General features: G+C 61.2%; 31 protein-coding genes. 8 read left to right on the top strand and 23 right to left on the bottom strand.

The features are described 5' to 3' along the window. Nucleotides 1-70: 70 nt before the first annotated feature. From AC1RRC_RS24065 to AC1RRC_RS24055, 3 genes are read right to left on the bottom strand one after another with little or no spacing between them, the layout of a single operon-like run. Entirely contained in the window at nt 71-454 is a 384-nt protein-coding gene (locus tag AC1RRC_RS24065; protein ID WP_493058075.1) for an RNA-binding S4 domain-containing protein, read from the bottom strand. Beyond that, nucleotides 447-1,610, bottom strand: coding sequence for a cardiolipin synthase ClsB (gene clsB / locus AC1RRC_RS24060; RefSeq protein ID WP_493058074.1), 1,164 nt, complete (start codon nt 1,608-1,610; stop codon nt 447-449). Before clsB ends, AC1RRC_RS24065 begins: the two co-directional genes overlap by 8 nt. A 6-nt stretch (nt 1,611-1,616) precedes the next feature. Continuing rightward, entirely contained in the window at nt 1,617-2,426 is an 810-nt protein-coding gene (locus AC1RRC_RS24055) for an endonuclease/exonuclease/phosphatase family protein (RefSeq protein WP_493058073.1), read from the bottom strand. 147 nt (nt 2,427-2,573) lie between these two features. Between AC1RRC_RS24055 and AC1RRC_RS24050 the strand changes: the two genes are divergently transcribed. The 4 genes from AC1RRC_RS24050 (at nt 2,574) to AC1RRC_RS24035 (ending at nt 4,684) form a co-directional block, all read left to right on the top strand. Then, a complete protein-coding gene (locus AC1RRC_RS24050; RefSeq protein ID WP_493058072.1) occupies nt 2,574-2,792 on the top strand; it encodes a hypothetical protein in 219 nt (72 codons plus the stop codon). 106 nt (nt 2,793-2,898) lie between these two features. Beyond that, nucleotides 2,899-3,279, top strand: coding sequence for a type II toxin-antitoxin system RelE/ParE family toxin (locus AC1RRC_RS24045; protein ID WP_493058071.1), 381 nt, complete (start codon nt 2,899-2,901; stop codon nt 3,277-3,279). After that, nucleotides 3,269-3,601, top strand: a complete 333-nt coding sequence (locus AC1RRC_RS24040) for a helix-turn-helix domain-containing protein (RefSeq protein ID WP_493058070.1) — start codon at nt 3,269-3,271, stop codon at nt 3,599-3,601. Before AC1RRC_RS24045 ends, AC1RRC_RS24040 begins: the two co-directional genes overlap by 11 nt. 57 nt (nt 3,602-3,658) lie before the next feature. Continuing rightward, on the top strand, nt 3,659-4,684 hold the full coding sequence (locus AC1RRC_RS24035; protein ID WP_493058069.1) for a MerR family transcriptional regulator: 1,026 nt from the start codon (nt 3,659-3,661) through the stop codon (nt 4,682-4,684). A 19-nt stretch (nt 4,685-4,703) separates the two neighbouring features. Here the strand turns inward: AC1RRC_RS24035 and AC1RRC_RS24030 are convergent, their stop codons facing one another. Then, on the bottom strand, nt 4,704-5,339 hold the full coding sequence (locus AC1RRC_RS24030; RefSeq protein WP_493058068.1) for a hypothetical protein: 636 nt from the start codon (nt 5,337-5,339) through the stop codon (nt 4,704-4,706). A gap of 17 nt (nt 5,340-5,356) precedes the next feature. Beyond that, entirely contained in the window at nt 5,357-6,160 is an 804-nt protein-coding gene (locus AC1RRC_RS24025) for a CPBP family intramembrane glutamic endopeptidase (RefSeq protein ID WP_493058067.1), read from the bottom strand. Between the two features lie 148 nt (nt 6,161-6,308). On the opposite strand from AC1RRC_RS24025, the gene AC1RRC_RS24020 reads away from it, so the two are divergent. Together AC1RRC_RS24020 and AC1RRC_RS24015 are read left to right on the top strand one after the other, a co-directional pair. Beyond that, nucleotides 6,309-6,686 (top strand): cupin domain-containing protein, encoded by a 378-nt coding sequence (locus AC1RRC_RS24020; RefSeq protein ID WP_493058066.1) that lies wholly within the window; start codon nt 6,309-6,311, stop codon nt 6,684-6,686. Next, nucleotides 6,683-7,156, top strand: a complete 474-nt coding sequence (locus AC1RRC_RS24015) for a hypothetical protein (protein WP_493058065.1) — start codon at nt 6,683-6,685, stop codon at nt 7,154-7,156. The genes AC1RRC_RS24020 and AC1RRC_RS24015 overlap by 4 nt, the downstream gene beginning before the upstream one ends. 13 nt (nt 7,157-7,169) lie before the next feature. On the opposite strand, the gene AC1RRC_RS24010 is transcribed toward AC1RRC_RS24015, so the two are convergent. From AC1RRC_RS24010 to AC1RRC_RS23985, 6 genes are all read right to left on the bottom strand, one after another. Then, complete coding sequence (locus AC1RRC_RS24010; protein ID WP_493058064.1) at nt 7,170-7,895, bottom strand: amino acid ABC transporter ATP-binding protein; 726 nt, start codon at nt 7,893-7,895, stop codon at nt 7,170-7,172. Between the two features lie 29 nt (nt 7,896-7,924). Next, entirely contained in the window at nt 7,925-8,617 is a 693-nt protein-coding gene (locus tag AC1RRC_RS24005; protein ID WP_493058063.1) for an amino acid ABC transporter permease, read from the bottom strand. 1 nt (nt 8,618) lies between these two features. Then, nucleotides 8,619-9,368 (bottom strand): amino acid ABC transporter permease, encoded by a 750-nt coding sequence (locus AC1RRC_RS24000; RefSeq protein ID WP_493058062.1) that lies wholly within the window; start codon nt 9,366-9,368, stop codon nt 8,619-8,621. A 39-nt stretch (nt 9,369-9,407) separates the two neighbouring features. After that, nucleotides 9,408-10,364: an amino acid ABC transporter substrate-binding protein gene (locus tag AC1RRC_RS23995; RefSeq protein ID WP_493058061.1), complete on the bottom strand. Its 957-nt coding sequence runs from the start codon at nt 10,362-10,364 to the stop codon at nt 9,408-9,410. A 93-nt stretch (nt 10,365-10,457) separates the two neighbouring features. Further along, nucleotides 10,458-11,456, bottom strand: a complete 999-nt coding sequence (locus AC1RRC_RS23990) for a porin (protein WP_493058060.1) — start codon at nt 11,454-11,456, stop codon at nt 10,458-10,460. Nucleotides 11,457-11,693: 237 nt separating this feature from the next. Then, nucleotides 11,694-11,978, bottom strand: coding sequence for a LysR family transcriptional regulator (locus AC1RRC_RS23985; RefSeq protein WP_493058059.1), 285 nt, complete (start codon nt 11,976-11,978; stop codon nt 11,694-11,696). 310 nt (nt 11,979-12,288) lie between these two features. Between AC1RRC_RS23985 and AC1RRC_RS23980 the strand changes: the two genes are divergently transcribed. Together AC1RRC_RS23980 and AC1RRC_RS23975 are read left to right on the top strand one after the other, a co-directional pair. Further along, nucleotides 12,289-14,076: a sensor histidine kinase gene (locus AC1RRC_RS23980; protein ID WP_493058058.1), complete on the top strand. Its 1,788-nt coding sequence runs from the start codon at nt 12,289-12,291 to the stop codon at nt 14,074-14,076. After that, complete coding sequence (locus AC1RRC_RS23975) at nt 14,069-15,409, top strand: sigma-54-dependent transcriptional regulator (RefSeq protein WP_493058057.1); 1,341 nt, start codon at nt 14,069-14,071, stop codon at nt 15,407-15,409. Before AC1RRC_RS23980 ends, AC1RRC_RS23975 begins: the two co-directional genes overlap by 8 nt. Before the next feature lie 12 nt (nt 15,410-15,421). Here AC1RRC_RS23975 and AC1RRC_RS23970 read toward each other — a convergent pair whose 3' ends face one another. The 12 genes from AC1RRC_RS23970 to AC1RRC_RS23915 form a co-directional block, all read right to left on the bottom strand. After that, nucleotides 15,422-16,321 carry an amino acid ABC transporter substrate-binding protein gene (locus AC1RRC_RS23970; protein WP_493058056.1) on the bottom strand — a complete coding sequence of 300 codons (900 nt, stop codon included), beginning with the start codon at nt 16,319-16,321 and terminating at the stop codon, nt 15,422-15,424. A 7-nt stretch (nt 16,322-16,328) separates the two neighbouring features. Beyond that, entirely contained in the window at nt 16,329-17,948 is a 1,620-nt protein-coding gene (locus AC1RRC_RS23965; protein ID WP_493058055.1) for a methyl-accepting chemotaxis protein, read from the bottom strand. Nucleotides 17,949-18,083: 135 nt separating this feature from the next. Next, nucleotides 18,084-18,548: a dihydroneopterin triphosphate diphosphatase gene (nudB, locus tag AC1RRC_RS23960; protein ID WP_493058054.1), complete on the bottom strand. Its 465-nt coding sequence runs from the start codon at nt 18,546-18,548 to the stop codon at nt 18,084-18,086. 61 nt (nt 18,549-18,609) lie between these two features. After that, nucleotides 18,610-20,415 carry an aspartate--tRNA ligase gene (gene aspS / locus AC1RRC_RS23955; protein ID WP_493058053.1) on the bottom strand — a complete coding sequence of 602 codons (1,806 nt, stop codon included), beginning with the start codon at nt 20,413-20,415 and terminating at the stop codon, nt 18,610-18,612. 32 nt (nt 20,416-20,447) lie between these two features. Next, complete coding sequence (locus AC1RRC_RS23950) at nt 20,448-21,035, bottom strand: DUF502 domain-containing protein (protein WP_493058052.1); 588 nt, start codon at nt 21,033-21,035, stop codon at nt 20,448-20,450. 16 nt (nt 21,036-21,051) lie between these two features. Further along, nucleotides 21,052-21,387, bottom strand: a complete 336-nt coding sequence (locus AC1RRC_RS23945; RefSeq protein WP_493058051.1) for an FmdB family zinc ribbon protein — start codon at nt 21,385-21,387, stop codon at nt 21,052-21,054. 87 nt (nt 21,388-21,474) lie between these two features. Continuing rightward, the gene (locus AC1RRC_RS23940) at nt 21,475-22,098 is read right to left on the bottom strand and encodes a methyltransferase domain-containing protein (RefSeq protein WP_493058050.1); all 624 of its coding nucleotides are present in this window, start codon (nt 22,096-22,098) and stop codon (nt 21,475-21,477) included. Next, nucleotides 22,095-23,660, bottom strand: a complete 1,566-nt coding sequence (gene ubiB / locus AC1RRC_RS23935) for a ubiquinone biosynthesis regulatory protein kinase UbiB (protein ID WP_493058049.1) — start codon at nt 23,658-23,660, stop codon at nt 22,095-22,097. Before ubiB ends, AC1RRC_RS23940 begins: the two co-directional genes overlap by 4 nt. Nucleotides 23,661-23,681: 21 nt before the next feature. Then, a complete protein-coding gene (locus AC1RRC_RS23930) occupies nt 23,682-24,311 on the bottom strand; it encodes a ubiquinone biosynthesis accessory factor UbiJ (protein ID WP_493058048.1) in 630 nt (209 codons plus the stop codon). 83 nt (nt 24,312-24,394) lie between these two features. After that, nucleotides 24,395-25,357, bottom strand: a complete 963-nt coding sequence (locus tag AC1RRC_RS23925) for a Tim44 domain-containing protein (protein WP_493058047.1) — start codon at nt 25,355-25,357, stop codon at nt 24,395-24,397. A gap of 12 nt (nt 25,358-25,369) precedes the next feature. Continuing rightward, nucleotides 25,370-26,104 (bottom strand): bifunctional demethylmenaquinone methyltransferase/2-methoxy-6-polyprenyl-1,4-benzoquinol methylase UbiE, encoded by a 735-nt coding sequence (gene ubiE, locus AC1RRC_RS23920; protein WP_493058046.1) that lies wholly within the window; start codon nt 26,102-26,104, stop codon nt 25,370-25,372. Between the two features lie 58 nt (nt 26,105-26,162). Beyond that, entirely contained in the window at nt 26,163-26,552 is a 390-nt protein-coding gene (locus tag AC1RRC_RS23915) for a response regulator (protein WP_493058045.1), read from the bottom strand. Between the last annotated feature and the right edge of the window lie 4 nt (nt 26,553-26,556).

Below are 26,556 nucleotides of genomic sequence, written 5' to 3'. Positions count from 1 at the left end.
TGCGTCCATACTAGCACCGGGGGGATGTGACGAAATGCCTGTTGCGCAGGTGACACACGTAGTGGACACATCACTCGTCGAACAGGCCGCCCCGCACACGACGGTCGCGCTTGGTCGGACGGCCCTTATAGTCGGCGCCCGGATCCTGGAACAGCTTGCGGCGTTCCTGCTCCGTCGCGCGGCGGGCAATGCTGTCTTCGCTTTCCTCATACAGCAGGCGCGCGATGGGCGCGCCCTGGCGCTGGTCGGAAATGCCCAGTACCAGCACATCCCATTTATCGGAGCCGTTGTCGATTGACAACTTATCACCGAGGTGCACGATGCGGGCCGGCTTGATGCGCTCGCCCCCGACCTTCACGCGGCCGGCTTCGATGGCGTCGATGGCCAGCGAACGGGTTTTAAAGAAGCGCGCGGCCCACAGCCATTTATCGATACGGACGTTTTCTTTAAGCATATTTCTCTGCAGCAAAAATTCGCATTAGCAACTTGTACACGAAGAACGCGATTTCATAGCCAATGCGGCGGAAGCGGCCCACATGCGCATATTCGTGCTCGTGGATGACCACGCCATCGGCAATCGCTTCTTCGATATGGCGCCGCAGGCTTTGCGAAAACGCCGCATCCTTGATGACGACGTTGGCTTCCTGGTTTAAAAACAGGCTCAGGCCATCGACGTTGCTGGAGCCGACCGTGGCCCAGTCATCGTCAATGACGGCAACTTTCGCGTGCAACTGGGTCTTGTGGTACTCGACCACCTTGACGCCGGCCGCCAGCAATTTCGGATAAAACGAGTGGGCCACGGCGTCCTGCAGCCAGATTTCGCCGACGCCGATCAACAGCACCACGTCCACGCCGCGCTGCGCCGCCGTGGCCAGCGCGCGGCGGAATTTACGGCCCGGGGCAAAATACGGGTTGGCAATCAGCACGCTCTTGCGGGCCCGGCCCAGCGCCTGCAAATACGCTTTCTGGATGGTGGCGCGGTTGCGCCAGTTGTCGCGCACGACAAAGCCCGCCTGCACCGAGCTTTCGCGGGCAATCTTGTTCACCTTGCGCATTTCATTGAGCAGGCCGATACGCTTGATGATGCTCATCCTGCCGAGCCGGCGCCATTGTGTCTGCGCTTCCTTGTGGATCGCCGCCACCAGCGGCCCCTGCACCGCCACGGCAAAATCCCAGCGCGGCGCCGACAGGCCGATGCTGTGGTCGTAGTCGCAAAACATGTCGTCGTTGATGTTGATGCCGCCGACAAACGCGATTTCGCGGTCCACCACGCAAATCTTGCGGTGCGTGCGGGTAAAGCCGCGCTTGAACCACGGATTGAAAATCCGGTGTTCCACGCCCGCTTCGCGCAATTGCGCATCCATGCGCGACACCTGGCCGTGGCCAGTGCCATACCAATCGGTAATGACGCGCACCACCACGCCGCGCGCAGCGGCAAGTTTCAACGCAGCCAGCACGGATTGCCCGGTCTCGTCCCCTGCAAAAATGTAGGTTTCGAAATACACCTCGTACTGGGCAGCATCGATCGCTTCCCGTAATGCCGGGAAGTAATCCGTGCCGCAGTGCAAGAGCCTGACTTCGTTATCAGCGATAAAGTTGACCGACCGCATGGTCCTTCAAGTGAGTTGGAGAGTCGCCACGATCGGCGAATGGTCCGACAGTTTAGCCCATGCGGCGCCGTGCAAGACTTGCGCGGTCTCCACCTGGAAGCCTCGGACATAGATGCGGTCCAACCGGAAGAAAGGCAAGGCTGCCGGGAACGTGCGCGCGGGACGGACGGCGGCCTGGCGGCGCGCCATGGTGCGCACCAGGTCGCCTAATGAAGGATGGGAACCGATTTCATCGAAGACTTCCACCACGCCCAGCGCCTCGCGCAAGGTATCGCTGAGGGTATTGCGCCAGTCGTTGAAGTCGCCGGCAATGATGACGGGTTCGTCATCGGGGGCGGTTTCGCGCACCGCATCGATCAGCGACTGCGTCTGCCGCGTGCGGCTGCCTTCAAACAGGCCCAGGTGCACGACATAGCAATGCACGGGCTGGTCCGGCGTTTCGATAATGCAATGCAGGATGCCGCGCGCTTCGTACTTGTGGTCGGAAATATCCGTATTGGTCCAATGCGCGATGGGGAAATTGCTGAGCAGCGCGTTGCCGTGGTGGCCGTGGTCGTACACCGCATTCATGCCATAGACCGAATGGCGGTCGTCGCCGGCAAAGAATTCGTGCTGGGCCGTGGTCGGCCAATGCCGGTGGCCATTGGTTTCACAGCCGAATTTTTCGGCAATCCGGTCATGCTTGCCCTGCACTTCCTGCAAGAACACCACATCGGCGTCGAACTGGCCGATGGCTTGCTTGAGCGCATGCACCCGCGGATGGCTGCGGTACGACATGCCCTTGTGGATGTTGTAGGTAGCGACACGGATCTTCATGGGAATCGATTCTAACCCCAACAGCTCGCTTGCTGCGGGGATATTGTGCGGGGGCGCACTGGGTGCGGCGGGGAACAGACAGCAGGATTGAACTTTTATTGCATACCGCACTCCAAGCGGTGCTAACCCAATGAAGGTGGATAACGTATGAGGGAGATTGCCATGCACTTTCGAATTGAATCTGTATTCCCGCTGGAAAGCGATTGGCTGCCGGCCACGGCATTTACGCAGCATTATGAAGACCGATCAACCGCCGTGGCCACAGCCATTGAAGGCGTGGAAGACCCAGCCAAACAGGAAGTTTGTGTTGTTTGCGTTGAAACCGGCGAGGTCGTCTGGCGTTCGACCGATCACGAGTACGAATGACAACCAGACAGAAATTTTGTTTCGCAAGCAGTGAACTAGTTCTGGCCCATCTGATCCAATCCCTTAACTATAGCATTTTATGCTATAGTTTTTGGGAGACTTTATCATGCACAAAAGGGTTTTCAAAACCAAGACTTTTGAGCGCTGGGCACGAAAATTGATTAGCGATGCTTCTCTTTTCCATGCTGCCCGGGAAATCGAATGTGGCGTGTTTGAAGCAGACCTGGGCCAGGGGCTTTGCAAAAAGCGCATCGCCCTGCCCGGCCAAGGCAAGCGAGGTTCAACGCGAACGCTGGTTGCCAAACGCCATCCGCACGCCATCATTTTCCTGATAGGCAGGGAAAAGAGCGGTGCTGGCTCGGACTTTTCAGATACCGTGGTTGAGGCTGCAAACGCGATCGCCATCAGTCTACAACGGCAAAGTTTGGACAAGCTGCAAGAACTGGCCGACATCGGCCAATTGAAGGAGATTTGCAATGACGCGTAAAAATAGTGAAGACCTTCGCATGTTGCGCGAGCTGCTGGAAACTGCGGAAGACTTGAGTTCGTATCAGGTCGTATCCAAGTCCGATCTGGCCAAGGTGCGCACTTTGTGCGCTGCGCCCCCGGAGTATCCCGCAGAGCGTGTCATCGCTGTACGCACTCGCATTGCCAAGATGAGCCAGGCCGTCTTCGCCTCCTTCCTCAACGTCAGCGTTTCCACTGTCCAAAAATGGGAGTCCCCCGCCGCCAACAAGCATCCCAGCGGCGCGGCAGCCAAACTGCTGCAACTGGTGGAAACCAAAGGCATTGATGTTTTAATCGCTTGACCCTGACGCAACGTCAGGCTCCACGATGGTCACACGTTTGAAGAACAAGGAAAACCAATGGCGTTGAAAATTGGGGAACTGGCTCGCCGTACCGGCTTGACCGTGCGCGCGCTGCACCACTATGACGCGATTGGTTTGCTGACGCCTTCGGCGCGCTCCGATGCCGGTTACCGGCTGTACAACGATGCGGATGTCGCCCGGCTGCACCAGATCCAGGCGCTGCGCAGCTTTGGCCTGCCGCTGGCCGATGTCGGAACCTATCTGTCCAGGCCGGACCTGTCCCTGCAATCGGTGGTGGCGCAGCAAATTACCATGCTGACGCGCGAAATCGAGCAGGCCGGCGCGTTGCGCGACCGCTTGCGGCGGCTGCATGGCGCGCTGGCCTCGGGGCAGGAGCCAAGCCTGGCCGACTGGCTGACCACTTTGGAGAATATGAGCATGTACGACAAATACTTCACCCCGGAAGAACTGCAACAACTGCCGCTGTACACCAATGCCGTGATTGCCGTGCCTGAATGGAAGGCGCTGGTGGCTTCCGTGCGCGCGCTGATGGACCGGGGCGCCACGCCGCAAGACCCGGACGCGCAAATCCTGGCGCGCCAATGGATGGCGAAAAGCGTGCACGACACGGGCGGCAACCCGGTCCTGTTTGCCCGCCTCAACACGCTGCATGAACACAACCCGGAAGTGCGGGAACAGTCCGGCGTCACAGCCGACATTCTGCAATTCATCATCGACGCGTCGCATGAAAGCAAACTGGCGATTTACCGCCGCTACCTCGATGACGACGAATACGCGTTCGTACGGGCCAACATCGGCAAGCGCGCACAGGAATGGCCGCCGCTAATTGCGCGGGTGCGCACCGCCATCGATGAAGGCCATGCGCCGGATTCGCCGCAGGGTCAGGAACTGGCGCGGCAGTGGTTTGAGTTGTTCCGTTCGTTCGCGGGCGACAACCCGGCCACGCAGGCGAAGATCCGGGAAGCGTTGGCCAAAGAGCCGGGGTTGACGGATCCGGGGTGGATCGACGCGGCGATGCTGGAGTGGGTGCGCGGGGCGATGATGGCGTTACGGGCAGCTTAACGGCGCTTCCGATGTGCGGCTAATCACGCTCTATCGATTGGAGCAGCCGCACCAGTGCCTTTTCACTGCGCTGCAAATCGGCAGGTTCCGAGAAGGTTGCATGCTTTTCAAGCCGCTGCATTAATTGAATTAAACGGCCGTTCGGGGACTGCGGCGGGGGCGACCAGGTCCTGCCGCAAGCCCCATCCGGCATCGAGAAGGCATAGGTGACCCCATCCAGCCCCATCTGATGGGACTCCTTTGCCTTCGCCATGGCGTTGGCATAGACCTGCTCAACACGACTGGCGACCGCGGCACTGAGGGGCGCATGGCGGACCCTGGTCCGTATCCTCGGCTTGGTAAAATCCATACGGCACTCACCTTGGCGGTTGCAGTGATATGCATCGCCCCAGAAAGATGACTGGAATGCCACGAAATAGATCTCAGCCCCCACCAGTTTCAATCCTGATTCGGGTTCAAATGACGGAAAGGTGGTTAACTGAAGCCGGGCCGGCTGCGCCACGGCACTGTCGATGACCTTGGCCACACCGGTATGGTACCGATTGGCAAAATAGTCGCCACAAGGCTCGGGCGCATCCTGTGCGCTACTACGACCGTGCAGCAGCGCTCCTAGCACCAGCAGGAAGACCGGCGCATTTTTCAGCGGACAGTGCATGGGTAAGCCACTGGACATCAATCCCGTCCAGGATGACGGTGCCGCAACATCGAATACAGCAGCCCTGCGCCAATCGCGCCGCTGGCGATGTAGGCGATCAGCATCAGCACCAGGCTACCCATGCTTCCCGTGCCAAGACTGTCATCAATGAAAAAGGTGACAAACGTGTTGTTCAATGCATGCAGCACGATCCCAGGAATCAACGACCGCGTACGCTCATACAGCCAGCCCGCCACACCGCCAAACAACGTGGCGCCAATGAACTGGTACAGGTTCATATGCGCCAGGCCAAACAGCGCAGCCGATCCCCAGATCGCAGCCCAGCGCGGATACTGCAGCAGAAAGCTGCGCAGAATGACACCCCGAAACAGCATTTCCTCGAACAACGGCGCCAGCACGCAAACGCACATCAGCATCGGAAGATTGTGGCCGCCCAGGCGCGCAAACATCGCTTCCTGTTGCTGGGAAAGGGGGAAATGCTCGGCAACGGCATTGACGATGCCGGAGGTGGTAAACACCAGTAACGGCGTAATCATCACCAGCGGCGCCAGCAGCACGAAGAAGGTGGCCTTGGTGGACGAGCGCGACGCATGGAACAGCGACGCATAGTCCAATTGCTTGAACTGCATGATTAGCGTGAACGCCAGCCCGTTGCCGAGCACCGTCACCATGGCGTCCAGTTGCTCCGGCGTGGCGTCGAGTGTTTTCCGCAGGTCGAACAAACCTGCCCCGACAAAGTATTCCAGCATGAACAGGCCGAACACCACGAAGCAGGCTTCCAGCGCATTGGGAAAAGTCGAATGGGTTTCGTGCTTGGACATGCTTTGAGGCAAAAAACTGTAACTATAACGTTTGCCAGGCGCTGAAAATGCGCGGATTGTCACCGCATGGATTCGAACACCGCAAACGCAGACAATCGTCGCCTGCCAACAAGCGCTACATTAATGCTTTACCCAGGAGCCCCAACACATGAATCCGTTCGCCGAATCCGTCAACCTCGAAGCCGCCTTCGCCACCATCACCGACCACTGGTCGCCCAAAGTCGTGGCGCAAGTGAATGACCAGTACGTCAAACTGGCCAAGGTGCAAGGCGAATTCACCTGGCACAGCCACGAGCACGAAGACGAGCTGTTCTTCATCGTGCGTGGCAGCCTGGCCATGCACTACGAGGGCGGCAAGGTGGTGCAACTGAATCAAGGCTCGCTGCACGTGGTGCCGCGCGCCACGCGGCATAAGCCGGTGGCCGATGACGAATGCTGGATCATGCTGATCGAGACCGTCACCACCAAGCATACGGGCGACGTCGACACACCCTATACCAAAACCCTGGAACAGCAACTGGCATGAACCGCCCCGCCCTAACCGCCCTGCTGCTGTGGGCCGGGACCGCATCGGCCAGCTTGCAGCAGCGCGACCTGCTGGCTTACGAAGGGCAGCAAAGCGTGGTGGCCATGCGGAGCCAGCCCCGCATGCCGGTACCGCCGTCCGACCGGCTCACCACGCTGCAATCCCGCAATTACTGTTCCGCGCCGGGCGGACCGGTCGCACGATGGGCCATCATCGACAGCACGGTGTACCTGACCCACTTCAGCGATTGCGGAACCAACATGCCGCTGGGCGAAATTTATGAAGGCGTGAAGTCGCCGCTGGTGGCCACGTGGCTCAGCGGCGAGTTGCACGCGGGCCGGGGCCGCATCATTTGCTTTACGATGGAGCAAGGCGCCGTGGCTGAAACGGCGCTGACCTTCACCGTGGACCGAGGCATCGTGACCGACGTGGAAGAGCGCGACAACAGCGCCAGTTGCCCGGACCGGTAGCGCCCCTGCCCCGTCAGTGAATGATCTTGGCCAGGAAATCGGCCGCGCGCGGCGAGCGCGTGGTGCCGAAGAAATCGTCCTTGCTGCAATCCTCGATCACCATTCCCTTGTCCATGAACACGATGCGGTTGGCCACGCGCCGGGCAAAGCCCATTTCGTGCGTGACCACCATCATGGTCATGCCTTCCTGCGCCAGCCCCACCATTACGTCCAGCACCTCGTTGATCATTTCCGGGTCCAGCGCCGACGTCGGCTCGTCGAACAGCATGGCGATCGGATCCATCGACAAGGCCCTGGCAATCGCCACGCGCTGCTGCTGGCCGCCCGACAGCTGGCCGGGGAACTTGTCCTGGTGCGCCAGCAGGCCGACCCGGTCCAGGTATTTCAAGCCCTTGGCATTGGCCTCGTCCAGACTGCGCTTCAACACCTTGACTTGCGCAATGGTGAGGTTTTCCCGGATCGTCAGGTGCGGGAACAGTTCGAAGTTCTGGAACACCATGCCGATGCGCGCGCGCAACCGGGACAGGTTGGTTTTCGGATCGGTGACCGCCTCGTTGTCGACCACGATGCTGCCATCTTGCACGGGTTCGAGCCCGTTGACGGTCTTGATCAGGGTCGACTTGCCCGATCCGGACGGGCCGCAGATCACCATCACGTCGCCCTTGCGGACATGCGTGCTGCAATCGGTCAGCACCTGGAAGTGGCCATACCATTTGTTGATGTTTTCAATTTTGATCATTGCTCTCTCCACTTTCGGCAGATGGACGATTAACGGATGATGGCGACGCGCTGCTGCAGGCGGCGCACCAGTAACGACAAGCCGTAGCACAGGGCGAAATACACCACGGCGACAAAGGTATACATTTCCACCAAGCGGCCGTCGCGCTGGGCCACCTTGCCGGCGGCGCCGACGAAGTCGGGGATCGACAGCACGTACACCAGCGACACGTCCTGGAACAGCACGATGGTTTGCGTCAGCAGCACCGGGATCATGTTGCGGAACGCCTGGGGCAGCACCACGTGGGCCATGGTCTGCCAGTAATTCATGCCCAGCGCGCGGCCGGCCCAGACCTGGCCGCGCGGAATCGACTGGATGCCGCTGCGCATGATCTCGCAGTAGTACGCCGCTTCAAACATGATGAAGGTGATCAGCGCGGAGGAAAATGCGCCCACCTGCACCGGCGTCGGCGAACCGATGACCCAGGCCGCGATATACGGCACCAGGAAATAAAACCAGAAAATCACCAGCACCAGTGGTATCGAGCGCACCAGGTTGACGTAGCCGGTGGCGAACAGCGACACGGCCCGGTTGCCGGACAGCCGCATCAGCGCCAGCAGCGTGCCCACCACGATGCCGCCCGCCATGGCCAGCACCGTCAGCTTCAAGGTGAACAGCATGCCGGTCTGGAACAGGTAGCCCCACGAACGGCCGATGACTTCGAAATCGAAATTGCCCAGCATGTCAGTGTCCTCCCGAGGCGGCGCCAGCCACGATAAAGCCTGGAATCGCGACTTTCTTTTCCAGGCGGTGCATCAGGTACACCACGCCGATATTGACCACCACGTAGATCAGGGTGGCGGCAGTGAATGCTTCAAACACCTGGAATGAAAATTCCTGGATGGCGCGCGCGCTGGCCGTCAACTCCACCACGCCGATGGTCAGCGCCACCGAACTGTTCTTGATGATGTTGAGGAATTCGCTGGTCAATGGCGGCAGGATCACGCGCGCCGCCATCGGCAGCAGCACGTGGCGGTAGGTCTGCGCCAGGGTCAATCCCAGCGCGGTGCCCGCCATCTTTTGCCCGCGCGGCAAGGCGGCAATGCCGGTCGAGACCTGCACCGCCACCCGCGACGACGTGAAAAAGCCCAGGCACAGCACGGCCGTGACGAACGACGCGTTCGGCAGCGCCTTGATCCAGTCGCCGGCCGCCTGCGGCAATACTTCCGGGGCCACGAAGAACCACAGGAACATTTGCACCAGCAGCGGAACGTTGCGGAACAATTCCACATACGCGTTGGCCAGCCCCGCCAGCCACTTGTTGGGCAAAGTACGCACCGTGCCGACGGCCAGGCCCAGCGCCAGCGCCATGATCCAGGCCGTCAATGCCGTGGCCAGGGTCCACAGCAGGCCGGAGCACAGCGTGTCGAGGTAGGTACCGGTCCCGTCGGGCGCGGCTTCCCAGAAGATGCGCCAATTCCAGTGGTAATTCATGGTTATCCTTGTTATCGAGAAGTTGAACCTGGCGGCGCCTTATTTCTTCCTGGTGGCGGCCTTTTGCGCTTCCGGCACGGCGGCGTAATCGGCCGGGTCGCCCGAATCGGTCGGCTTGGCCAGCACCTGCTCCAGTTGCGGCGGCATCGGGAAGCGCATGTTGATGCCCTTGGGCGGAATCGGCGACATGAACCATTTGTGGTACAGGCGCTGCATGTCGTCGCCCGATTTGTAGACGCGCACCAGCGCTTCATCCACCACCTTCTTGAAGGCGGGATCGCCCTTGCGCAGCATGATGCCGTAGGGTTCCACCGACAGCGCCTCGGTGGTGATCTCGTACTCGCCAGGCGTTTTCGAGTTGGCGCGCTGCGCCGCCAGCAGGATGTCGTCATTCGCTTCGGCCACGGCGCGGCCGGTTTCCACCATCAGGAACGACTCGGGATGGTCCTTGCCGATGATGATGTTCATGCCCAGGTTTTGTTCCTTGTTCAGGATCGTCATCTGCTTCAGGGTGGAGGTGCCGGCGGTGGCCACCAGCGTCTTGCCCTTCATGTCGGCCAGCGTGTGGATGTTGGCGGATTTTTTCGCCATCAGGCGGTTGGCCACCACGAACATGGTGGGCGCAAAGGCCACCTGCTGCTGGCGCTCCAGGTTGTTGGTGGTGGAGCCGCATTCGAGGTCGATGGTGCCGTTGGCCATCAGCGGGATGCGGTTGGCCGACGTGACTGGATTCATGGCCACTTTCAGCTCGGTCAGGCCCAGCTGCTTTTGCAGCGCCGTCACCACCTTCATGCACAGTTCGATCGAGTAGCCCTGGTATTGCTGCTTGTCGTCCAGGTAGGAAAACGGCACCGAGCCGTCACGCACACCCAGCGTAATGGTGCCGCTCTTTTTGATCTTGGCCAGCGTGCCGCCGTCGTCCTGGGCTTGCGCCAGCGTGGCGGCGGACAACATACCGAGGGAAAACAGTGCGGCGATATAGTTCGACGATTTCATCAGACAGACTCCATAAAAATCCGGCACTGCGTACCGGCAGGATGGGCGGCCGCCCATCCCGGGGTGAAGGAAACGTAAGGAAACGGATCAGGCTCAGAAAATGTGGCGGATGCCGAGGTTGGTGGCGGCGTTGCCGCTGCCGGTCTCGGTGGCGTTGCCGACCTTGAACGTGGCGCCATTGCTGTTGGTGATATGCCCATACGCGGCATACAGGTCGGTGCGCTTGGACAGCGAGTAGGTGTAGCCCACCGCCCACTGGTTGGCGTTGCGGGCGGCCGCGGTCTGGTCGTCATGGCGGATGTACGACGCATACAGCTTGTGCGCACCCAGCGGCACGATCACGCCGACGATGGTGTCGTCGCTGCGCGCGCCGGCCAGGCCACGGTTGTCCGCATAGCCCAGGGCCACATCGACCGCGCCGAGACGGTAGCGCGCCGTCACCAGCGCATTGCGGGTCTGGTCGGTGGCCAGCGCGTTATGGCGCTGGAACCAGGCCGCCGCCACCGACAGGCCGCCCTGCACGTAATACACCGCCGTGCTGTAGGCGCGGTTCTTTTCGCTGTTGCCGGCGGCTTCCCCCATGCCAACCGCCACTTCCGCCGTCAAGCCCTTCCATTGCGGCGTGGCGTACTGCACCATGTTGTCGACCCGGGTATTGGTCACCATGATGTTGCCCGCATTGCCGGCCATGCCAATGCAGAAGGGATCGGCCACGTCGCGCAACGCCTTGTAATACGGCGAATACTGGCGGCCCAGCGTGACCGTGCCGGCCGCGCTGGCCAGGCCGACATACGCCTGGCGGCCAAACAGCAAGCCGCCCTGCGCCGCCGTGCCATTGTCGATATTCAAGCCGTTTTCAACCTGGAAGATGGCGGCCAGGCCGCCGCCCAGGTCTTCCTTGCCCTTGAAACCCAGGCGCGAGCCGGACGCCACACCCGGACCGATATTGGTCACGCTGCCGGCCGCACCACCCGATTCGCGCACCAGGGCGGCATCGGCCACGCCGTACACGGTCACGTTGGATTGGGCCCAGGCGCTCCCCGCGCACAGGCCGGAAATGGAAATGGCGGCGGCAATGGTAATTCGATTCATTTTTACGTCCTTTTTTCTAGTTATGCGGAACCCGGTCATTCATGTAAAAACCGATCCGATATAAAACATTCAAGGGTTTTGTTGAAATTCGAATCAAATTGTTTATTTGACCGGCAATACGCATGCACTTATCCATTCCGGCAATAAACCAGGGGTGGCGGTTATTGCAGGGCGTAATAATCCACAGGCACCGTTTTGGGCCTGGACTGAATTGACTGCTAAATTAATTCTGGCGTTTTATGCGATATGCTTTATCGCTTCGCCATGGGTTTGAACAAGACTTCTTGCCAAATCAACTTGGCGGACAATATTGACGGCAACACAACGGAAAGTATGGCCAGCCGGCGTCAGGCTGAGCGGCACGGAACTGCGGTCCACCAGCTCGGCGCCCACCCACGACTCGAGAGACTGGATACGGCGGCTGAATGCCGCCTGGCTGGCATGACGCGCAAAAGCGGAACGCTTGAAACTGCGCAGCTCCGCCAAACACAGAAAGTCTTCGACCCATCTCGTATCCATCATTCCCTCTTCTTAATATTAGACCGGCTACCTGGGATATCGTCTGTGTCTCTACTAGCAGTTTGCATGCCAACACATTTAATTGCCGGACAAAATCGAATATGTCCATGATTTATCGTGTGTTTTCCCGCCCCGTCAAAACCGCCGGCGCGGCCTGCCGTGTGCAAATCCACACGCGCAGGCAAATCCCGGTATCGATTTCCATACGCGCCCGGCGACGCCTGTTCAATATCTTGAAAAATGGATGATTAGAAATATTTTCTAAGGTAATATGTTCACGGCATTCTTCCGGCCGACCTTCCCGAGACAACAATTGCTCGCTCATCGATTTGGTTTATTCAACCGTCCGGCGCTGGTCTATACGCTGCGCACCGTGTTGCTCGGCCTGGCCGCGGCGGCGGTGGTGCTGGTGTATTCGCGGAGTGCGCAACAGGGCTACGAACAGCTCAACGACATGCTGGAACACCAGCTCGATTTATATGCGGGCGGGCTGGAAAGCGAACTGGGCAAGCACGAATATTTGCCGGGCATTATTGCCATGGACCAGGACGTGCAAGCGTCGCTGGCCCGGCCGGACGATCTGCGGCAAATGGAAAAAACCAGCAAGCGCCTGTCCAGCCTGAATGTGCGGGCGGGCGCCATGGTGACCTTCCTGGTCAGCGGCGCTGGCCGCATTTCCGCCGCCAGCGACTGGTATCAGCAGGACAGCGGGATGGGCCGCGACGTGTCCGCGCTGCCGTATGTGCGGGAAGCGCTGCAAGGCAGGCCGGCGCGCTATTTTTCACGCAGCCCGGAACGCAATACGCCGGAATACTATTTTGCCCAACCGATCCTGCACAATGGCGCGGTACTGGGGGTGGCGGTGGTCAAGATCAGCCTGGACCCGATCGAGTCCACCTGGAGCGCCTCGATTACCCAATCGAGCCATGAAATACTGCTGGTGATCGATGAAAACGACTCCGTCATCATCGCCACCGCGCCCGAATGGCGCAACCAGCGCGCGCCCCGCCTGCCCACCTCCGGCACCACCACCCTGCGCGGCCATGCGCCCAATGCGCCGCTGATCCTGTATGCAACCCAGAGCCGCGCCATGCCGCATCAGGGCTGGCGCCTGGTGATGCTGGCCAGCGCGGGCAACGCCACGGTCAATGCCTTGCGCAACGCGATTGGCGCCGGCGTGCTGCTGGCGTTCATCGGCCTGCTCGGGCTGTTCCTGGCGCAGCGGCGGCGCGCCGCCGCCAGCCGGCTGAAGGCGCGCGAAGAATTGCAGCGTGCGCATGACTTGCTGGAAGTGCGTATCGCCGAACGCACCGCCGAGCTGCACGACATGAACCAGGAATTGCTGCACGAAGTGGGCGAGCGCAAACATGCGGAGCAGGTGCTGCGCGCTTCGCAGGACAGCCTGATCCACGCCAGCCGGCTGGCGCTGCTGGGCCAGATGTCGGCCGGCATCACGCACGAAATCAGCCAGCCGCTGACGGCGCTGCGCTCGCTGTCGTTCAATTCCCAGCTATTGCTGAAGCGCGGCGAAATGGCGCGCATCGAAAAAAACCTGCAATCGATCAGCGCGCTGACCGAGCGCATGGGCCACCTGACCGACCAGCTCAAATCCTTCTCGCGCAAGACACCGCTGGCCTTGCGGCCGTTCCCGCTGGCCGAGGCGGTGGAAGCGACCTTGCTGTTACTGGAAAACCGCATCCGTACCGAACAGATCACCGTGCACACCGACATCGAGTCCGGATTGCGCGCGCTGTGCGACAGTAACCGCCTGGAGCAGGTGTTGATCAACCTGTGCGCCAACGCGCTGGACGCGATGCGCGAAGCGCCGGCCAGGACGCTGTCGATACGGGTCTGGCACGCCGGCGGCCGCGCCCATCTCCGCGTGGAAGACAGCGGCGCCGGCATTCCCGACGACGTGCTGCCGCGCCTGTTCGAACCATTTTTCAGCACCAAGCTGCCGGGCCAGGGCCTGGGACTGGGACTGGCCATCTCCGCCGATATCGTGCGCGATTTTGGCGGCACCCTGCGCGCATCGAATCTTCCCGGCGGCGCCGCATTTGAACTCGATCTCCAGCTCTGCGAGGAAACCTCCCATGTTTGAAGGTTACAAAATCATTTTCGTCGAAGACGACCATGCGGTCCGCAGCAGCGTGGCGGAAACGCTGGAGCTGGCAGGGTTTGCGGTGGAACCGTACGAATCGGCCGAGCGCGCCCTGCCCCATATCGTGGCGGGCTTGCCCGGCATCGTGATCACCGACGTGCGCATGCCCGGCATGGATGGCTTCGGCCTGCTGCGCCAGGTCTGCGCCACCGACGCCGCCATTCCGGTGATCCTGGTCACCGGCCATGGCGACGTGTCGATGGCGGTCGATGCGATGCGCCATGGCGCCTACGATTTCATTGAAAAGCCGTATGCCATGGAGCGGCTGGTGGAAGTGGCCACGCGCGCCGTGGAAAAGCGCACGCTGCGCCTGGAAGTCGACACCTTGCGCCGCAAGCTCACGCAAACGTGCGGCCTGGACGGCACGCTGGTGGGCGAATCGCCCGCCATCCGACTGCTGCGCGAACAGATCCTGAACCTGGCCGACACCCCGGCCGATGTGCTGGTATTCGGGGAAACCGGTACCGGCAAGGAAGTCGTGGCGCGCTGCCTGCACGAGCACAGCAACCGCCGCCGCGCCAATTTCGTCGCCATCAATTGCGGCGGTTTGCCGGAAACGCTGTTCGAAAGCGAGATTTTCGGCCACGAAGCGGGCGCGTTCACCAACGCCAGCAAACGGCGCGTCGGCAAGATCGAGCATGCGCACGGCGGCACCTTGATGCTGGACGAAATTGAAAGCATGCCGATGAATTTCCAGGTCAAGCTGCTGCGTGCGCTGCAAGAACGCAAGATCGAACGGCTGGGCTCCAACGAACAGATGGCGATCGATTTCCGCATCGTGGCCGCCACCAAATACGACCTGAAGACATTAAGCGACCAGGGCAAATTCCGCAGCGACCTGTACTACCGGCTCAATGTCGCCACCCTGACCTTGCCGCCACTGCGCGAACGGCGCGACGACATCCCCCTGTTGTTCGAACATTTCCTGCTGCAGGCCGCGCGCCGCTATGGCCGCGAGGCGCCCGCCCTGCCGGCCGACCATACCCGCAAACTGATGGCCCATGACTGGCCCGGCAACGTGCGCGAATTGCGCAACGCGGCCGACCGTTTCGTGCTGGGCCTGCCCGGCGAACGTGGCGCCGACGCCGGACCGCTGACGCTGGCGCAGCAAATGGACATGGTGGAAAAAACCCTGATCGAGCAGGCCCTGAAAACACACCTGGGCAAACCGCTGCCGGTGTGCGATACGCTGGGCATCGGCAAGAAGACCTTGTACGACAAGCTGCACCGGCACGGCATCGTCATCGACGATTTCCGGCCCGATGCGGGCTGAGGGCCGCCCGCGTCAGCGGTAATCGGCGGGATCGCCCGAATCGGTCGGCGCGGCCACCACCCGCCGCAACGCCGCGCTCATCGGCATATGCAATTCGATGCGGCTGTTCGGCAGCGGCGACTGGAACCATTTGCGGTAGATCTGGTGGATTTCCCCCGAGCGGTACAGCTCGACGATGGCGTCGTCCACCACCCGCTTGAATTCCGGATCGCGCTTGCGCAACACCATGCCATAGGGTTCCTGCGGCAAATCCGAACGGTGCACCACATAATCGCCCGGCCGGGCGGCCGTGGCGGCCAGGCCCAGCAGCAGCACTTCATCCATCGCGAACGCGGCGGCGCGTTCCGACTCCACCATGGCAAACGCATCGGCGTGGTCCTTGGCCACGATGATGCGCAAATCGAGGTCCAGCGCGCGGCTCCATTCCTGCAACGCCTTGACGGTGGTGGTGCCGGCGGTGGACACCACGGTGCGCCCCTTGAGTTCGGTTAAGTTCTGGAAACCGTTGGCTTTCCTGGATATCAGGCTGCTGGACGAGACGAACGTGGAGATGGAAAACGCCACTTCTTTTTGCCGTTCCAGCGTGTTGGAGGTCGAGCCGCATTCAATGTCGACGATGTCATTGGCCACGAACGCCATGCGGTTGGCCGCCGTCACGGGCCGGTACATGATTTCCAGCGCGGGCAGCTTCAGCCGGTTCTTGACGGCCGCCACCACCCGTTCGCACAGCTCGATGGAATAGCCGATCGGCCGCTGCTGCCGGTCCAGGTAGGAAAACGGGATGGACTTGTCGCGGAAACCAATCGTGATGACACCGGTCTCCTTGATTTTCCTGAGGGTGGCTGAATCTTGCGCGTAGGCGCCCGCAACCAGCAGGACGGACAAGGCAAGCAGCAGACATGATTTTTTCATAACGGCATCAGGAGCAGATTTCATTGCCGATGGGGAACGTACGCACATGGTACGCCATTTGAACGGGCACAGTGGCGGGCGCGGGCGCCAGCCGGAAAATCGCAACCGCCTGCTCAAGCCGTTCAGCCTGGATTTGCAGGCTGGCGGCCGCGGCGGCGGCCTGTTCGACCAGCGCGGCATTTTGTTGCGTCATGTCGTCCATCCGCGCCATGGCTTGGCTGATGTCTTGCAGCCCCGTGCTTTGGGCTTCGCTGGCGGCGGCGATATCGGCCATGATGGCGGCCACCGATTGCACCGACGTGACGATGCGCGCCATGGTCTGGCCGGCAATGTCGACCAGACGGCTGCCGCCATCGACCATGGCGACGGAATCGCCGATCAGGAGCTTGATTTCCCTGGCGGCGGCCGCGCTGCGCTGGGCCAACTGGCGTACTTCGGACGCCACCACGGCAAAGCCCCGCCCCTGCTCGCCGGCGCGCGCCGCTTCCACGGCGGCGTTCAACGCCAGGATATTGGTCTGGAAAGCGATGCCATCGATCACCCCGGTGATGTCCGCGATCTTGCGCGCACTGGACTGGATGGCGCGCATGGTGTCGACCACGTCGGTCATCAAACGTCCCCCGGTGGCGGCAACCGCCGCGGCATCGAGCACCAGCTCGTTGGCTTGCCGCGCATGCCCGGCATTCCTGCCAACAGCGCCGGTCAGCGCCTGCATGGCGCTGGCGGTGTGTTCCAGCGACCCGGCCTGCGCCTCGGTGCGTGCCGACAAATCGGCATTGCCGATTGCAATTTCACGGGTCGCCACGCCGATGTTGTAAGCGCCGTGCTGGATTTGCCGCACGGCGCCAATCAACTGTTGCTGCATGGTCCGCAGCGCGCGCACTAGGGCACCGGTTTCATCGTCCGGCGCGGCCCCGATTTCCTGGCTCAGGTCGCCCGTCGCGATGACACCGGCAATGCGGCCCGCGTGATGCAGCGGCGCGGTGATGGTACGGGTGGTCAGCCAGGCAATGGCGGCGCCCAGCGCCAGCGCCAACCCGCCCAGCGACCACATGCCCAGCACCGCCGCCCGGTAATGCCGGCCCGATGCAGCGGCCGCTTCTTTCATGGCGGCGCGCCGGTGATCGGCCAGTTGCACCAGCGCCGCCATCCATTTGTCGTGGGGGACGGATAGCGCCTTCACGGCCAGCGCGGCATCGAAATAATTACCGTCAGCCGCGTGGCGCCGGGCCTGCTCCACCAGCGGCATCACGGCGCCTTGCCGCGCCTGCACCTGGACCAGCAAACGGGTCCCGTCGGCACTGGCGCTGCGCCGCTGGAGGTTGTGCAGCGCGCGGTCATAGGCGGCCAGCGTGTCGGCCAGGCGCTTGCTTTCCAGCGCCTGTTCCGCGACATCGGTGGGGGCGCTCAGTTTGCGCAGGATCAGCGCCAGCGCACCGCCATTCTCGCGCATGGCAGTGGCGTCATCGAGGCTGGCCGCTTCATCGTTGACGATGGCGTCGGTCAGGGTTTGCATCTGGCTCATCCGCCACAACCCCAGCCCCAGCAGTGCAATCGCACACAGCAGCACGATACTGAATCCCAGCGCCAGGCGCTGGCCGATCTTGATATTGGCGATGGTGGGCATGCCATTCCCCGTGTAGACATGAAGCCGCGCGGGAGGAAGCGGCGCGGTCGCTTTAAGGACGCAGCCATCGTCACACGGTTTTTTCCCAGGGGCAAACCTTATGCAAAATACGCAATCGGCCTGCCGGGCAATCTGTCAGCGCGGCGCGGCCACCTGCCGTGGCAACAGCAGCACCGCCTCCGCATTCGACGGTGAAAAGCATTGATCGGCCGCTTCCAGGTATGGCAGCCACACGTGGTTCACATGCTCGCGGGGACTGAGCAAGATGGGAATATCGCGCGGCACTTCCACGGAAAACACGTGTTCCGTGTTCTGCGTTACGCCCGGCGCATAGCGGTGCCGCCACACCGGGTAGATTTCGTAGATGTTCGACAGCTGCCAGTCGCGCAGCACGATGTTTTGGCCATCGGCCACGATGCCGGTTTCTTCGAACAGTTCGCGGGTTGCCGTGGTCAATAGCGGCTCGTCCGGCGCATCGAGCGAACCGGTCACCGATTGCCAATAGCCGGCCTTGTCGGCGCGCTCGATCAGCAGCACTTGCAGGTCGGCCGTGTGGATCACGACCAGGACGGATTCGGGGATTTTGTAAGGCTTATCCATGCAGGGGGAAAAAGCAGGCAAAAGAAAAGGCGCCGCAGCGCCTTTTCCATGGTACGACTGATTAACCAGCCACTTTCGGCTCGGCCGCGCGCAGGCGGATATGCAGCTCTTTCAGCTGTTTCTCGTCCACTTCCGACGGCGCCTGGGTCAGCAGGCACTGGGCGCGCTGGGTTTTCGGGAAGGCGATCACGTCGCGGATCGAATCGGACTTGGTCATCAGGGTCACGATACGGTCCAGGCCGAAGGCCAGGCCACCGTGTGGAGGCGCGCCGTATTGCAGCGCGTCCAGCAGGAAGCCGAACTTCAGGCGGGCTTCATCGGCGTCGATCTTCAGGGCGCGGAACACTTTCGACTGCACTTCTTCGCGGTGGATACGGATCGAACCGCCGCCCAGTTCCCAGCCGTTCAACACCATGTCATAGGCCTTGGCAACGCAGGCGCCTGGATTGGTTTCCAGCATGTCTTCGTGGCCGTCTTTTGGCGCGGTGAACGGGTGGTGGGTTGCGGTCCAGCGGTCGTCTTCCTCGTCGTATTCAAACATCGGGAAGTCGATCACCCACAGCGGCGCCCACACGTCGTCGAACAGGCCGTTGGCCTTGCCGAACTCGGAGTGGCCGATCTTCACGCGCAGCGCGCCGATCGCATCGTTGACCACCTTGGCCTTGTCGGCGCCGAAGAAGATCAGGTCGCCGTCTTCCGCACCGGTCAGTTCCAGGATGCGGGCCAGGGTTGCGTCGTCGATCGACTTGACGATTGGCGACTGCAGGCCGTCACGGCCTTTGGCTTTTTCGTTGACCTTGATGTACGCCAGGCCTTTCGCGCCGTAGATGGCAACGAACTGGGTGTACGCGTCGATTTCCGAACGCGGCATCGACGCGCCCTTCGGTACGCGCATGCCGACCACGCGGCCGTTTTTCATGTTGGCGGCGCTGTTGAAGATCTTGAATTCCACGTCTTTCACGACGTCGGTCAATTCCGTGAAGTTCAGCTTGACGCGCATGTCCGGCTTGTCCGAACCGTAGCTGCCCATGGCTTCGGCGAAGTCCATCACCGGGAACGGGTTAGGCAGGTCGACCGACATGGTGTTCTTGAACACTTTGCGGATCATGTCTTCGAACAGGTCACGGATTTCCTGTTCGTTCAGGAACGACGTTTCGCAGTCGATCTGGGTGAATTCCGGCTGGCGGTCGGCGCGCAAGTCTTCGTCGCGGAAGCACTTGGTGATCTGGTAGTAACGGTCGAAGTTGGCCACCATCAGCAGCTGCTTGAACAGCTGTGGCGATTGCGGCAGCGCGAAGAAGTTGCCGGCGTTGACACGCGACGGCACCAGGTAGTCGCGCGCGCCTTCCGGGGTCGACTTGGTCAGCGTTGGGGTTTCGATGTCGATGAAGCCCAGGTCGTCCAGGTACTTGCGCACTTCCATCGTGACCTTGTAGCGCAGGCGCAGGTTGTTCTGCATTTGCGGACGGCGCAGGTCCAGCACGCGGTGCGTCAGGCGGGTGGTTTCCGACAGATTGTCGTCGTCCAGCTGGAATGGCACGGCCACGGAGGCGTTCAGCACTTCCACTTGCGACGCGACCACTTCGATCTTGCCGGATTTCAGGTTGGCGTTGACGGTGCCGGCCAGGCGGTCTTTGACCAGGCCGGTCACGCGCAGGCAGTATTCGTTACGGACCGATTCAGCGACTTTGAACACTTCAGCCTGCTCTGGATTGCAGACCACCTGAACCAGGCCTTCGCGATCGCGCAAGTCGATGAAGATCACGCCGCCGTGGTCGCGGCGACGGTGTACCCAGCCGCACAGGCTGACGGTTTGGCCGAGCAGGGCTTCAGTGGTGAGGCCGCAGTAATGAGTGCGCATAGACATGTTATTTCTCAGTTCAGGTTATTTATTCGGTTTCATTCAGGCGCAACCACGCCCATGGAGACGATATACTTCAGGGCGGCATCGACACTCATGTCGAGCTCGATAACATCTTTTTTTGCCAGCATCAGGAAAAATCCCGAGGTCGGGTTCGGCGTGGTCGGTACGTACACACTGACGTACTCGCCATCCAGGTGATTCTTCACGTCACCGCCCGGCACGCCGGTCAGGAAACCAATGGTGCGGGAATCCTGGTGCGGATAAGGAATCAGCACTGCTTTGCGGAAGGCATTGCCGGACGACGAAAACAGGGTGTCCGACACTTGCTTGACGCTGCCATACAGCGAGCTGACCACCGGAATGCGGTGCAACAGCTTTTCCCACATGCGCACCACATAATTGCCGACCAGGTTATTGGTCAGCAGGCCGGTCACCAGCACGATAATGAACGTCAAAATCGTACCCAGGCCCGGGATATCAAAACCGATGAACGTGCGTGGCTGCCAGCGCTCCGGCACCAGTAACAGCGACTGGTCCAGCGTACTGATGACCAGGTTCAAGACCCAGGCGGTGATCGCCAGCGGTACGAGAATCAGCAGTCCGGTAATGAAATACTTGCGCATCGGGTTCCTTTTGCCGTCAAGCGGCGGGTTTGGTGCTGGCTGCCGGTGCAGTTGCTGGCGCGCTTGCCGGTGCAGCGGCGGCAGGCGCGGCGGACGACGATTCCGCCGCAGGGGCCGCAGCGGGCGCGTCGGACTTGGGCGTCCCCGCCACACCGGTGGCTGGCGCGGAACCGCCACGGAAGTCCGTCACATACCAGCCGGTTCCCTTCAACTGGAAACCAGCGGCGGTCAGCTGCTTCTTGAAACTGGATTTGCTGCAGGCTGGGCAATCCGTCAGCTGCGGATCGGAAATCTTTTGCAGCACTTCATCAGCGTGGCCACATTCCTCGCAGCGGTAAGCGTAGATCGGCATCTTTACTCCGCAAAAAACATCAAAAACCCTGAATTATAAAGCCTTTTGCCGGCGCGGCGGCAGATTTGGCACGGCGGCCGCGACGGCTTACAACCGGAACCAGCTCATCCAGCGTTCCTTGCCGGCAAAAACAGGGATGGAATCCCAGACCGGCTCGTCCGTCACGCAGGTGAAGTACGGTTGCAGCAACGCTTCCAGTTCGGCGCGGGCGATGCCGAACGGCGGCCCCTTGGGATTGTTGTCAAAGAAGAAATAACCAGCCAGCATGCCGCCCGGCGCCAGCAATTGCGCCCAGCGCGCCACCACTTGCGGCCACAAGTGCCGTGGCAGGGCGCACAGGAAGGCGCGCTCATAAATGCATTGCAGTGGCGCGGCGGGTTGCCAGGCAAAGAAATCCGCTTCCACCACGCGCTCTTGCCATTGCGGCCCAACCGCTTCCTTCCCCGCCGCCACGGCGGCCGGCGAAAAATCAATCGCCGTCACATCCCAGCCGGCTTCCGATAAATACGCCAATTCATAGGCGGAACCGCAGCCGGGGATCAGGGTCGTGGGCAGCGGCAGCCCTGCCGCCGCCGCGCCATGGGCCGTGTCCTTGACGAACTGGCGCAAGCGCTCCGGCACGCCGCCCCGGTCCCAGGGCGTGAATTGCTTGTCAAAACGCTCATCCCAAAAAGCGGGCGACAAGGGATCGCGGCTATTGAAATCCATCACAGCATTCCCCGCCAGTGCATGTAGGCGCGCAATCCGACCCAGCCAATAATGAATGCGCCGGCAAAGTACACAACAAAGCTCAATAAACGGTTGGTGCGCTGCTGTTCATCGATCAGGGTGCGCAGCAAATCATCGTTGTGGTTCGGCTCGCTGGCCGCCGACAGCGCGCGGTGCACCAGGCGCGGCAACTGCGGCAACACGTGCGTGTAGCGCGGCGCTTCGGATTTCAGGCGCTCCAGCATGCCTTGCCAGCCAACCTGCTCCGCCATCCAGCGCTCCAGGTAGGGTTTGGCGGTTTTCCACAAATCCAGGTCCGGATCCAGCTGGCGGCCCAGGCCCTCGATATTAAGCATGGTCTTTTGCAGCAGCACCAGTTGCGGCTGCACTTCCACGTTGAAGCGGCGCGAGGTCTGGAACAGGCGCAGCAAAATCTGGCCAAAGGAAATGTCTTTCAGCGGACGGTCGAAAATCGGTTCGCAGCAAGCCCGCACCGCCGATTCCAGTTCATCGACGCGGGTATCTTTCGGCGCCCAGCCGGACTCGATGTGGGCTTCCGCCACCCGTTTATAGTCGCGGCGGAAGAAGGCCAGGAAGTTTTGCGACAGATAATCCTTGTCGAAATCGTTCAGGGTGCCGACGATGCCGAAGTCCAGCGCGATATAGCGGCCAAACGTGGCGGGGTCGATCGACACCAGGATGTTCCCGGGGTGCATATCCGCATGGAAGAAGCCGTCGCGGAATACCTGGGTAAAGAAAATTTCCACACCGTCGGACGACAGCTTTTTCAAGTCCACGCCAGCTTCGATCAGGCGCTCGGTTTGCGACACGGGAATGCCATGCATGCGCTCCATGACAATCACGCTGGACGAGCAATAATCCCAGTACATTTCCGGCACCAGCAACAAGTCGCTTTCGGCAAAGTTACGGCGCAGCTGGCTGGCATTGGCGGCTTCGCGCATCAAGTCCAGCTCGTCATGCAAATGCTTGTCGAATTCCGCCACCACTTCCTTGGGTTTCAAGCGCTTGGCGTCTTCCCACAGGCGGCCAATCACGTCGGCCGCCAGGTGCATCAGCGCCACGTCCTTGTCGATGGACTGGCGCATGCCGGGACGCAGCACCTTGACAGCCACCTGCTTGCCATCCTTGAGGGTGGCGAAGTGCACTTGCGCAATCGAGGCGGAAGCGACGGGAATGCGCTCAAACGTGGCAAACAGCTGGTCCGGGTGGCCGCCCAGCGAACGCTCGATTTGCGCGATCGCGAGATCGGAGTCAAACGGCGGCACGCGGTCTTGCAACAGCGCCAGTTCTTCCACGATATCGGCAGGGATCAGGTCGCGCCGGGTCGACAGCACCTGGCCGAATTTCACGAAAATCGGGCCCAGCTCTTCCAGCGCCATGCGCAGGCGGCGGCCACGCGGGGCGGAAATATCCCGCCAAAAGAACAGCACATCGATCAGGCGCGACGTGCGCGGCACGTCCAGGCCGGAAATGGCAATTTCATCGAGGCCGTAGCGGATGGCGACGCGCAGGATTTTCAGCAGCCGCAGGAATTTCAGGATCATGTACAGGGTCCGGTGGATATATCAGGCGGAGGCGGGGCCGCGTTGCGCGAGTTTCTTTTCCAGGTTGGCCAGGCGCTTGGCAAAGCGCTCGACATCGTCGCGCAAGCGCGTCACATCCGCACCGAAGCCTTCCGTCACATCCGGGCGCACCAGTACCGGGTTTTCTTCCAGCAGATATTCCGCCGTGTTTTCCGCCAGCTTGCGGTTGCCTTGCAAAAAAGCGCCCAACAGGGATTTCGCCCCTTCCACCATGCGCACGGCCGCCACCGGGCCAACCAGTTTTTCCAGGTCGTGTTCCGCTTCCCAGCGCAAGGATTTCACGAGTTGCGAAATCGTGTTGGCAAAGTCGGCATCGCCTTCCAGTTGTACATACGAAAAAGCGCGCTCGCGGTTTTGCGCAATCAGCGGCAAGTCGGACAGTTTGACCCGGATCGTCACATTGGCGGCTGCCTCGCTTGCCACCACGTCCACGTAGCCATCACTGGTGGCTTGCAAGCGCACCTCGACCGGGCTGGCTGCGATGCACGCGATCTTGCCGGCGTGCGGGCGCAAGGCATCACGCGCCCATGGCTCCTGGGCCAGCAAGTGGTTGATGGTGGCGGCGACGGGCGCCAGCGGGGACGGCAAATTCGGGGGAATCGGCGATGGCATGCTTATGGCAATTCAGGTATTCAAAAAACAAAAAACCGCCCGAATAATCGGGCGGTCTCGATCTTACTATACGGGGCGGGCGATCAAGCCAGTTGCTGGATACCAGCCAGCAGCCAGCCGGCATTGCCGCTGACAGGCTTGGACAGGTTCCACACTTCCTGGAATGGTTCGGCCAGGGCGGTTGGCGACGGCTTGATGGTGCCGTAGAACTTCACGCTGGCCAGGTAATCGCGGCCATCGTTTTCAATGCCCAGTATTTCCGCTTCGATGGTCACCACGTCGGTGTAATCCGCCTGGCCGCCGCGTTCCGAAATTTGCATCTTCAACTCGGCAAACACTTCCGGCGTCGTGAATTCACGGATATCGGCCACATCGCCTTTATCCCAGGCCGCTTGCAGGCGGATGAAGTTGCCCTTGGCGTGGCGCAGGAACGTCGCCGCGTCGAAGTCGGCCGGCACGCCCCATGGGACATGCGCCGCCGCCGGCGCTTCACCCGGCTTGGCCAGGTTCAGGCCGCCCGCGGCTGGCTGCAGCGGTGGCAGGTTATAGTCAGGCGCCGGCGCAGGCGCGGCCGGTTGTTGCTGCCACGCATTGTTGTTGCTGAAACCGGCTGGCGCCATTTGTGGCTGCTTCGGCGCCATCTTGCTGCGGATCAAGCGCCAGATCAGGAAGGCCGCGCCGGCCAGCAGGGCTATCATCAGCATCGAGCTGATGGCGCTGGCCAGGGCGCCGCCCAGGCCGAAGTGCGACAGCAGTGCGCCCAGGCCCAGGCCCAGCAGCGCGCCGCCCAGGATGCCCTTCCAGGGGCTCGCAGGTTTCGGCGGTACGGCCGGTGGCGTGGCGGCGCCCGGTGCGCGTGCAGGCTGGGCAGCCTGGCTGGCGGGCGGCGCGGCCGGCGGCGTCGCCTGGCGCGGCATGTTGTTCACGCTTTGCGACTGGCGGCTGATCGACTTGCCGCCGCCCATCGGACGGGCCAGCGCTTCACCAATCATGGTGGCGGCGGACAGCGCCAGGGTGGCGCTAATAAGGATTTTTTTCAGATTCATGGCGTTTCCTTCTTACAGTTTGATACCGGTGTGCAAAGCGGCCACACCCGCCGTCAGGTTGTAATACTGGACCCGCTCCAGGCCCGCATCCTGCATCATCGACTTCAGGGTTTCCTGGTCCGGATGCATGCGGATCGATTCAGCCAGATAACGATAGCTTTCCGCATCATTGGCAATTTTCTGGCCCAGCCACGGCAACACCGAGAACGAATACAAGTCGTAGGGTTTTTGCAGCGGCTCGGCGACTTTGGAAAACTCCAGCACCAGCAATTTGCCGCCCGGTTTCAGCACACGGCGCATTTCCGACAGCGCCACATCCTTGTGCGTCATGTTGCGCAAGCCAAAGGCCACGCTGACCCGGTCGAAATAATTGTCCGGGAATGGCAGTTTTTCCGCGTCACACAACAAGGTGGGGGTGACCATGCCCTTGTTCAAGAGACGGTCGCGGCCCACGCGCAGCATCGATTCATTAATGTCCGTCAGCCACACTTCGCCCGTCGGCCCCGCCTGTTTGGCAAACGCCTTGGCCAGGTCGCCGGTGCCGCCGGCGATATCGAGGCATTTGAAGCCTGGGCGCACAGCCGCGTTGGCAATCGTAAATGTCTTCCACAGGCGGTGCAGGCCAGCCGACATCAAGTCATTCATGACGTCGTACTTGGCCGCCACGGAATGGAAGACCTTGGCGACTTCCTTGACTTTATCTTCTTCGTTGACGGTTTTATAGCCGAAATGGGTGGTATGGGTCATAGTGCGGAACCAGTTGTAGTGCCAGCATTATACAAGCGCCAACGGTCCGCCGCCCCTGTCAGCGTGCTTCCCGCTCGAACTTTGCCAGCACATCGGCAATCTTTTGTGGCGTATAGGGTTTGACAACAAACCCCGCCGCGCCACGATTCATTGCAGAAACGACATTATCAATGGCGCTGTGGGCGCTGACGATGACGTAGGCGCAGGCTGGCCAGGTCTCGCGCGCCAGTTGCAGCACTTCCAGTCCCGTGAAGCCGGGCATGTCGATGTCGAGGAACGCCAGCCGCAGCGACTTGTCGGCGGCGCGCAGGCATTCCATGGCTTGCTGGCCATCGGCCGCATGAATGAAATTCGTGTAGCCACAACTTTTCAATACCGCCGCCAGCAAGTTGCGCATATTGGTTTCATCGTCCGCGATCAGCACGGTGATACGGCTTTTATCGACCATGGTT

The sequence above is a fragment of the Pseudoduganella sp. GW821-FHT12E03 genome (assembly GCF_058807115.1).
The sequence above is the reverse complement of the archived record's forward strand: the minus strand, read 5'-3'. Positions and strand labels throughout refer to the sequence as shown.

Excerpts from the sequence above, each read along its gene's own strand:
- AC1RRC_RS23985 (WP_493058059.1), bottom strand. The coding sequence starts at position 11,978 with ATGATGGATACGAGATGGGTCGAAGACTTTCTGTGTTTGGCGGAGCTG.
- AC1RRC_RS24035 (WP_493058069.1), top strand. The coding sequence starts at position 3,659 with ATGGCGTTGAAAATTGGGGAACTGGCTCGCCGTACCGGCTTGACCGTG.
- AC1RRC_RS24055 (WP_493058073.1), bottom strand. The coding sequence starts at position 2,426 with ATGAAGATCCGTGTCGCTACCTACAACATCCACAAGGGCATGTCGTAC.
- AC1RRC_RS23915 (WP_493058045.1), bottom strand. The coding sequence starts at position 26,552 with ATGGTCGATAAAAGCCGTATCACCGTGCTGATCGCGGACGATGAAACC.
- AC1RRC_RS23990 (WP_493058060.1), bottom strand. The coding sequence starts at position 11,456 with ATGAATCGAATTACCATTGCCGCCGCCATTTCCATTTCCGGCCTGTGC.
- AC1RRC_RS23930 (WP_493058048.1), bottom strand. The coding sequence starts at position 24,311 with ATGCCATCGCCGATTCCCCCGAATTTGCCGTCCCCGCTGGCGCCCGTC.
- nudB (WP_493058054.1), bottom strand. The coding sequence starts at position 18,548 with ATGGATAAGCCTTACAAAATCCCCGAATCCGTCCTGGTCGTGATCCAC.
- AC1RRC_RS24050 (WP_493058072.1), top strand. The coding sequence starts at position 2,574 with ATGAGGGAGATTGCCATGCACTTTCGAATTGAATCTGTATTCCCGCTG.
- AC1RRC_RS24020 (WP_493058066.1), top strand. The coding sequence starts at position 6,309 with ATGAATCCGTTCGCCGAATCCGTCAACCTCGAAGCCGCCTTCGCCACC.
- AC1RRC_RS24065 (WP_493058075.1), bottom strand. The coding sequence starts at position 454 with ATGCTTAAAGAAAACGTCCGTATCGATAAATGGCTGTGGGCCGCGCGC.
- AC1RRC_RS23945 (WP_493058051.1), bottom strand. The coding sequence starts at position 21,387 with ATGCCGATCTACGCTTACCGCTGCGAGGAATGTGGCCACGCTGATGAA.
- ubiE (WP_493058046.1), bottom strand. The coding sequence starts at position 26,104 with ATGACCCATACCACCCATTTCGGCTATAAAACCGTCAACGAAGAAGAT.
- AC1RRC_RS24045 (WP_493058071.1), top strand. The coding sequence starts at position 2,899 with ATGCACAAAAGGGTTTTCAAAACCAAGACTTTTGAGCGCTGGGCACGA.
- AC1RRC_RS24000 (WP_493058062.1), bottom strand. The coding sequence starts at position 9,368 with ATGAATTACCACTGGAATTGGCGCATCTTCTGGGAAGCCGCGCCCGAC.
- ubiB (WP_493058049.1), bottom strand. The coding sequence starts at position 23,660 with ATGATCCTGAAATTCCTGCGGCTGCTGAAAATCCTGCGCGTCGCCATC.
- aspS (WP_493058053.1), bottom strand. The coding sequence starts at position 20,415 with ATGTCTATGCGCACTCATTACTGCGGCCTCACCACTGAAGCCCTGCTC.
- AC1RRC_RS23995 (WP_493058061.1), bottom strand. The coding sequence starts at position 10,364 with ATGAAATCGTCGAACTATATCGCCGCACTGTTTTCCCTCGGTATGTTG.
- AC1RRC_RS24015 (WP_493058065.1), top strand. The coding sequence starts at position 6,683 with ATGAACCGCCCCGCCCTAACCGCCCTGCTGCTGTGGGCCGGGACCGCA.
- AC1RRC_RS24005 (WP_493058063.1), bottom strand. The coding sequence starts at position 8,617 with ATGCTGGGCAATTTCGATTTCGAAGTCATCGGCCGTTCGTGGGGCTAC.
- AC1RRC_RS23975 (WP_493058057.1), top strand. The coding sequence starts at position 14,069 with ATGTTTGAAGGTTACAAAATCATTTTCGTCGAAGACGACCATGCGGTC.
- clsB (WP_493058074.1), bottom strand. The coding sequence starts at position 1,610 with ATGCGGTCGGTCAACTTTATCGCTGATAACGAAGTCAGGCTCTTGCAC.
- AC1RRC_RS23970 (WP_493058056.1), bottom strand. The coding sequence starts at position 16,321 with ATGAAAAAATCATGTCTGCTGCTTGCCTTGTCCGTCCTGCTGGTTGCG.
- AC1RRC_RS23950 (WP_493058052.1), bottom strand. The coding sequence starts at position 21,035 with ATGCGCAAGTATTTCATTACCGGACTGCTGATTCTCGTACCGCTGGCG.
- AC1RRC_RS24030 (WP_493058068.1), bottom strand. The coding sequence starts at position 5,339 with ATGCACTGTCCGCTGAAAAATGCGCCGGTCTTCCTGCTGGTGCTAGGA.
- AC1RRC_RS23965 (WP_493058055.1), bottom strand. The coding sequence starts at position 17,948 with ATGCCCACCATCGCCAATATCAAGATCGGCCAGCGCCTGGCGCTGGGA.
- AC1RRC_RS24040 (WP_493058070.1), top strand. The coding sequence starts at position 3,269 with ATGACGCGTAAAAATAGTGAAGACCTTCGCATGTTGCGCGAGCTGCTG.
- AC1RRC_RS24025 (WP_493058067.1), bottom strand. The coding sequence starts at position 6,160 with ATGTCCAAGCACGAAACCCATTCGACTTTTCCCAATGCGCTGGAAGCC.
- AC1RRC_RS23925 (WP_493058047.1), bottom strand. The coding sequence starts at position 25,357 with ATGAATCTGAAAAAAATCCTTATTAGCGCCACCCTGGCGCTGTCCGCC.
- AC1RRC_RS24010 (WP_493058064.1), bottom strand. The coding sequence starts at position 7,895 with ATGATCAAAATTGAAAACATCAACAAATGGTATGGCCACTTCCAGGTG.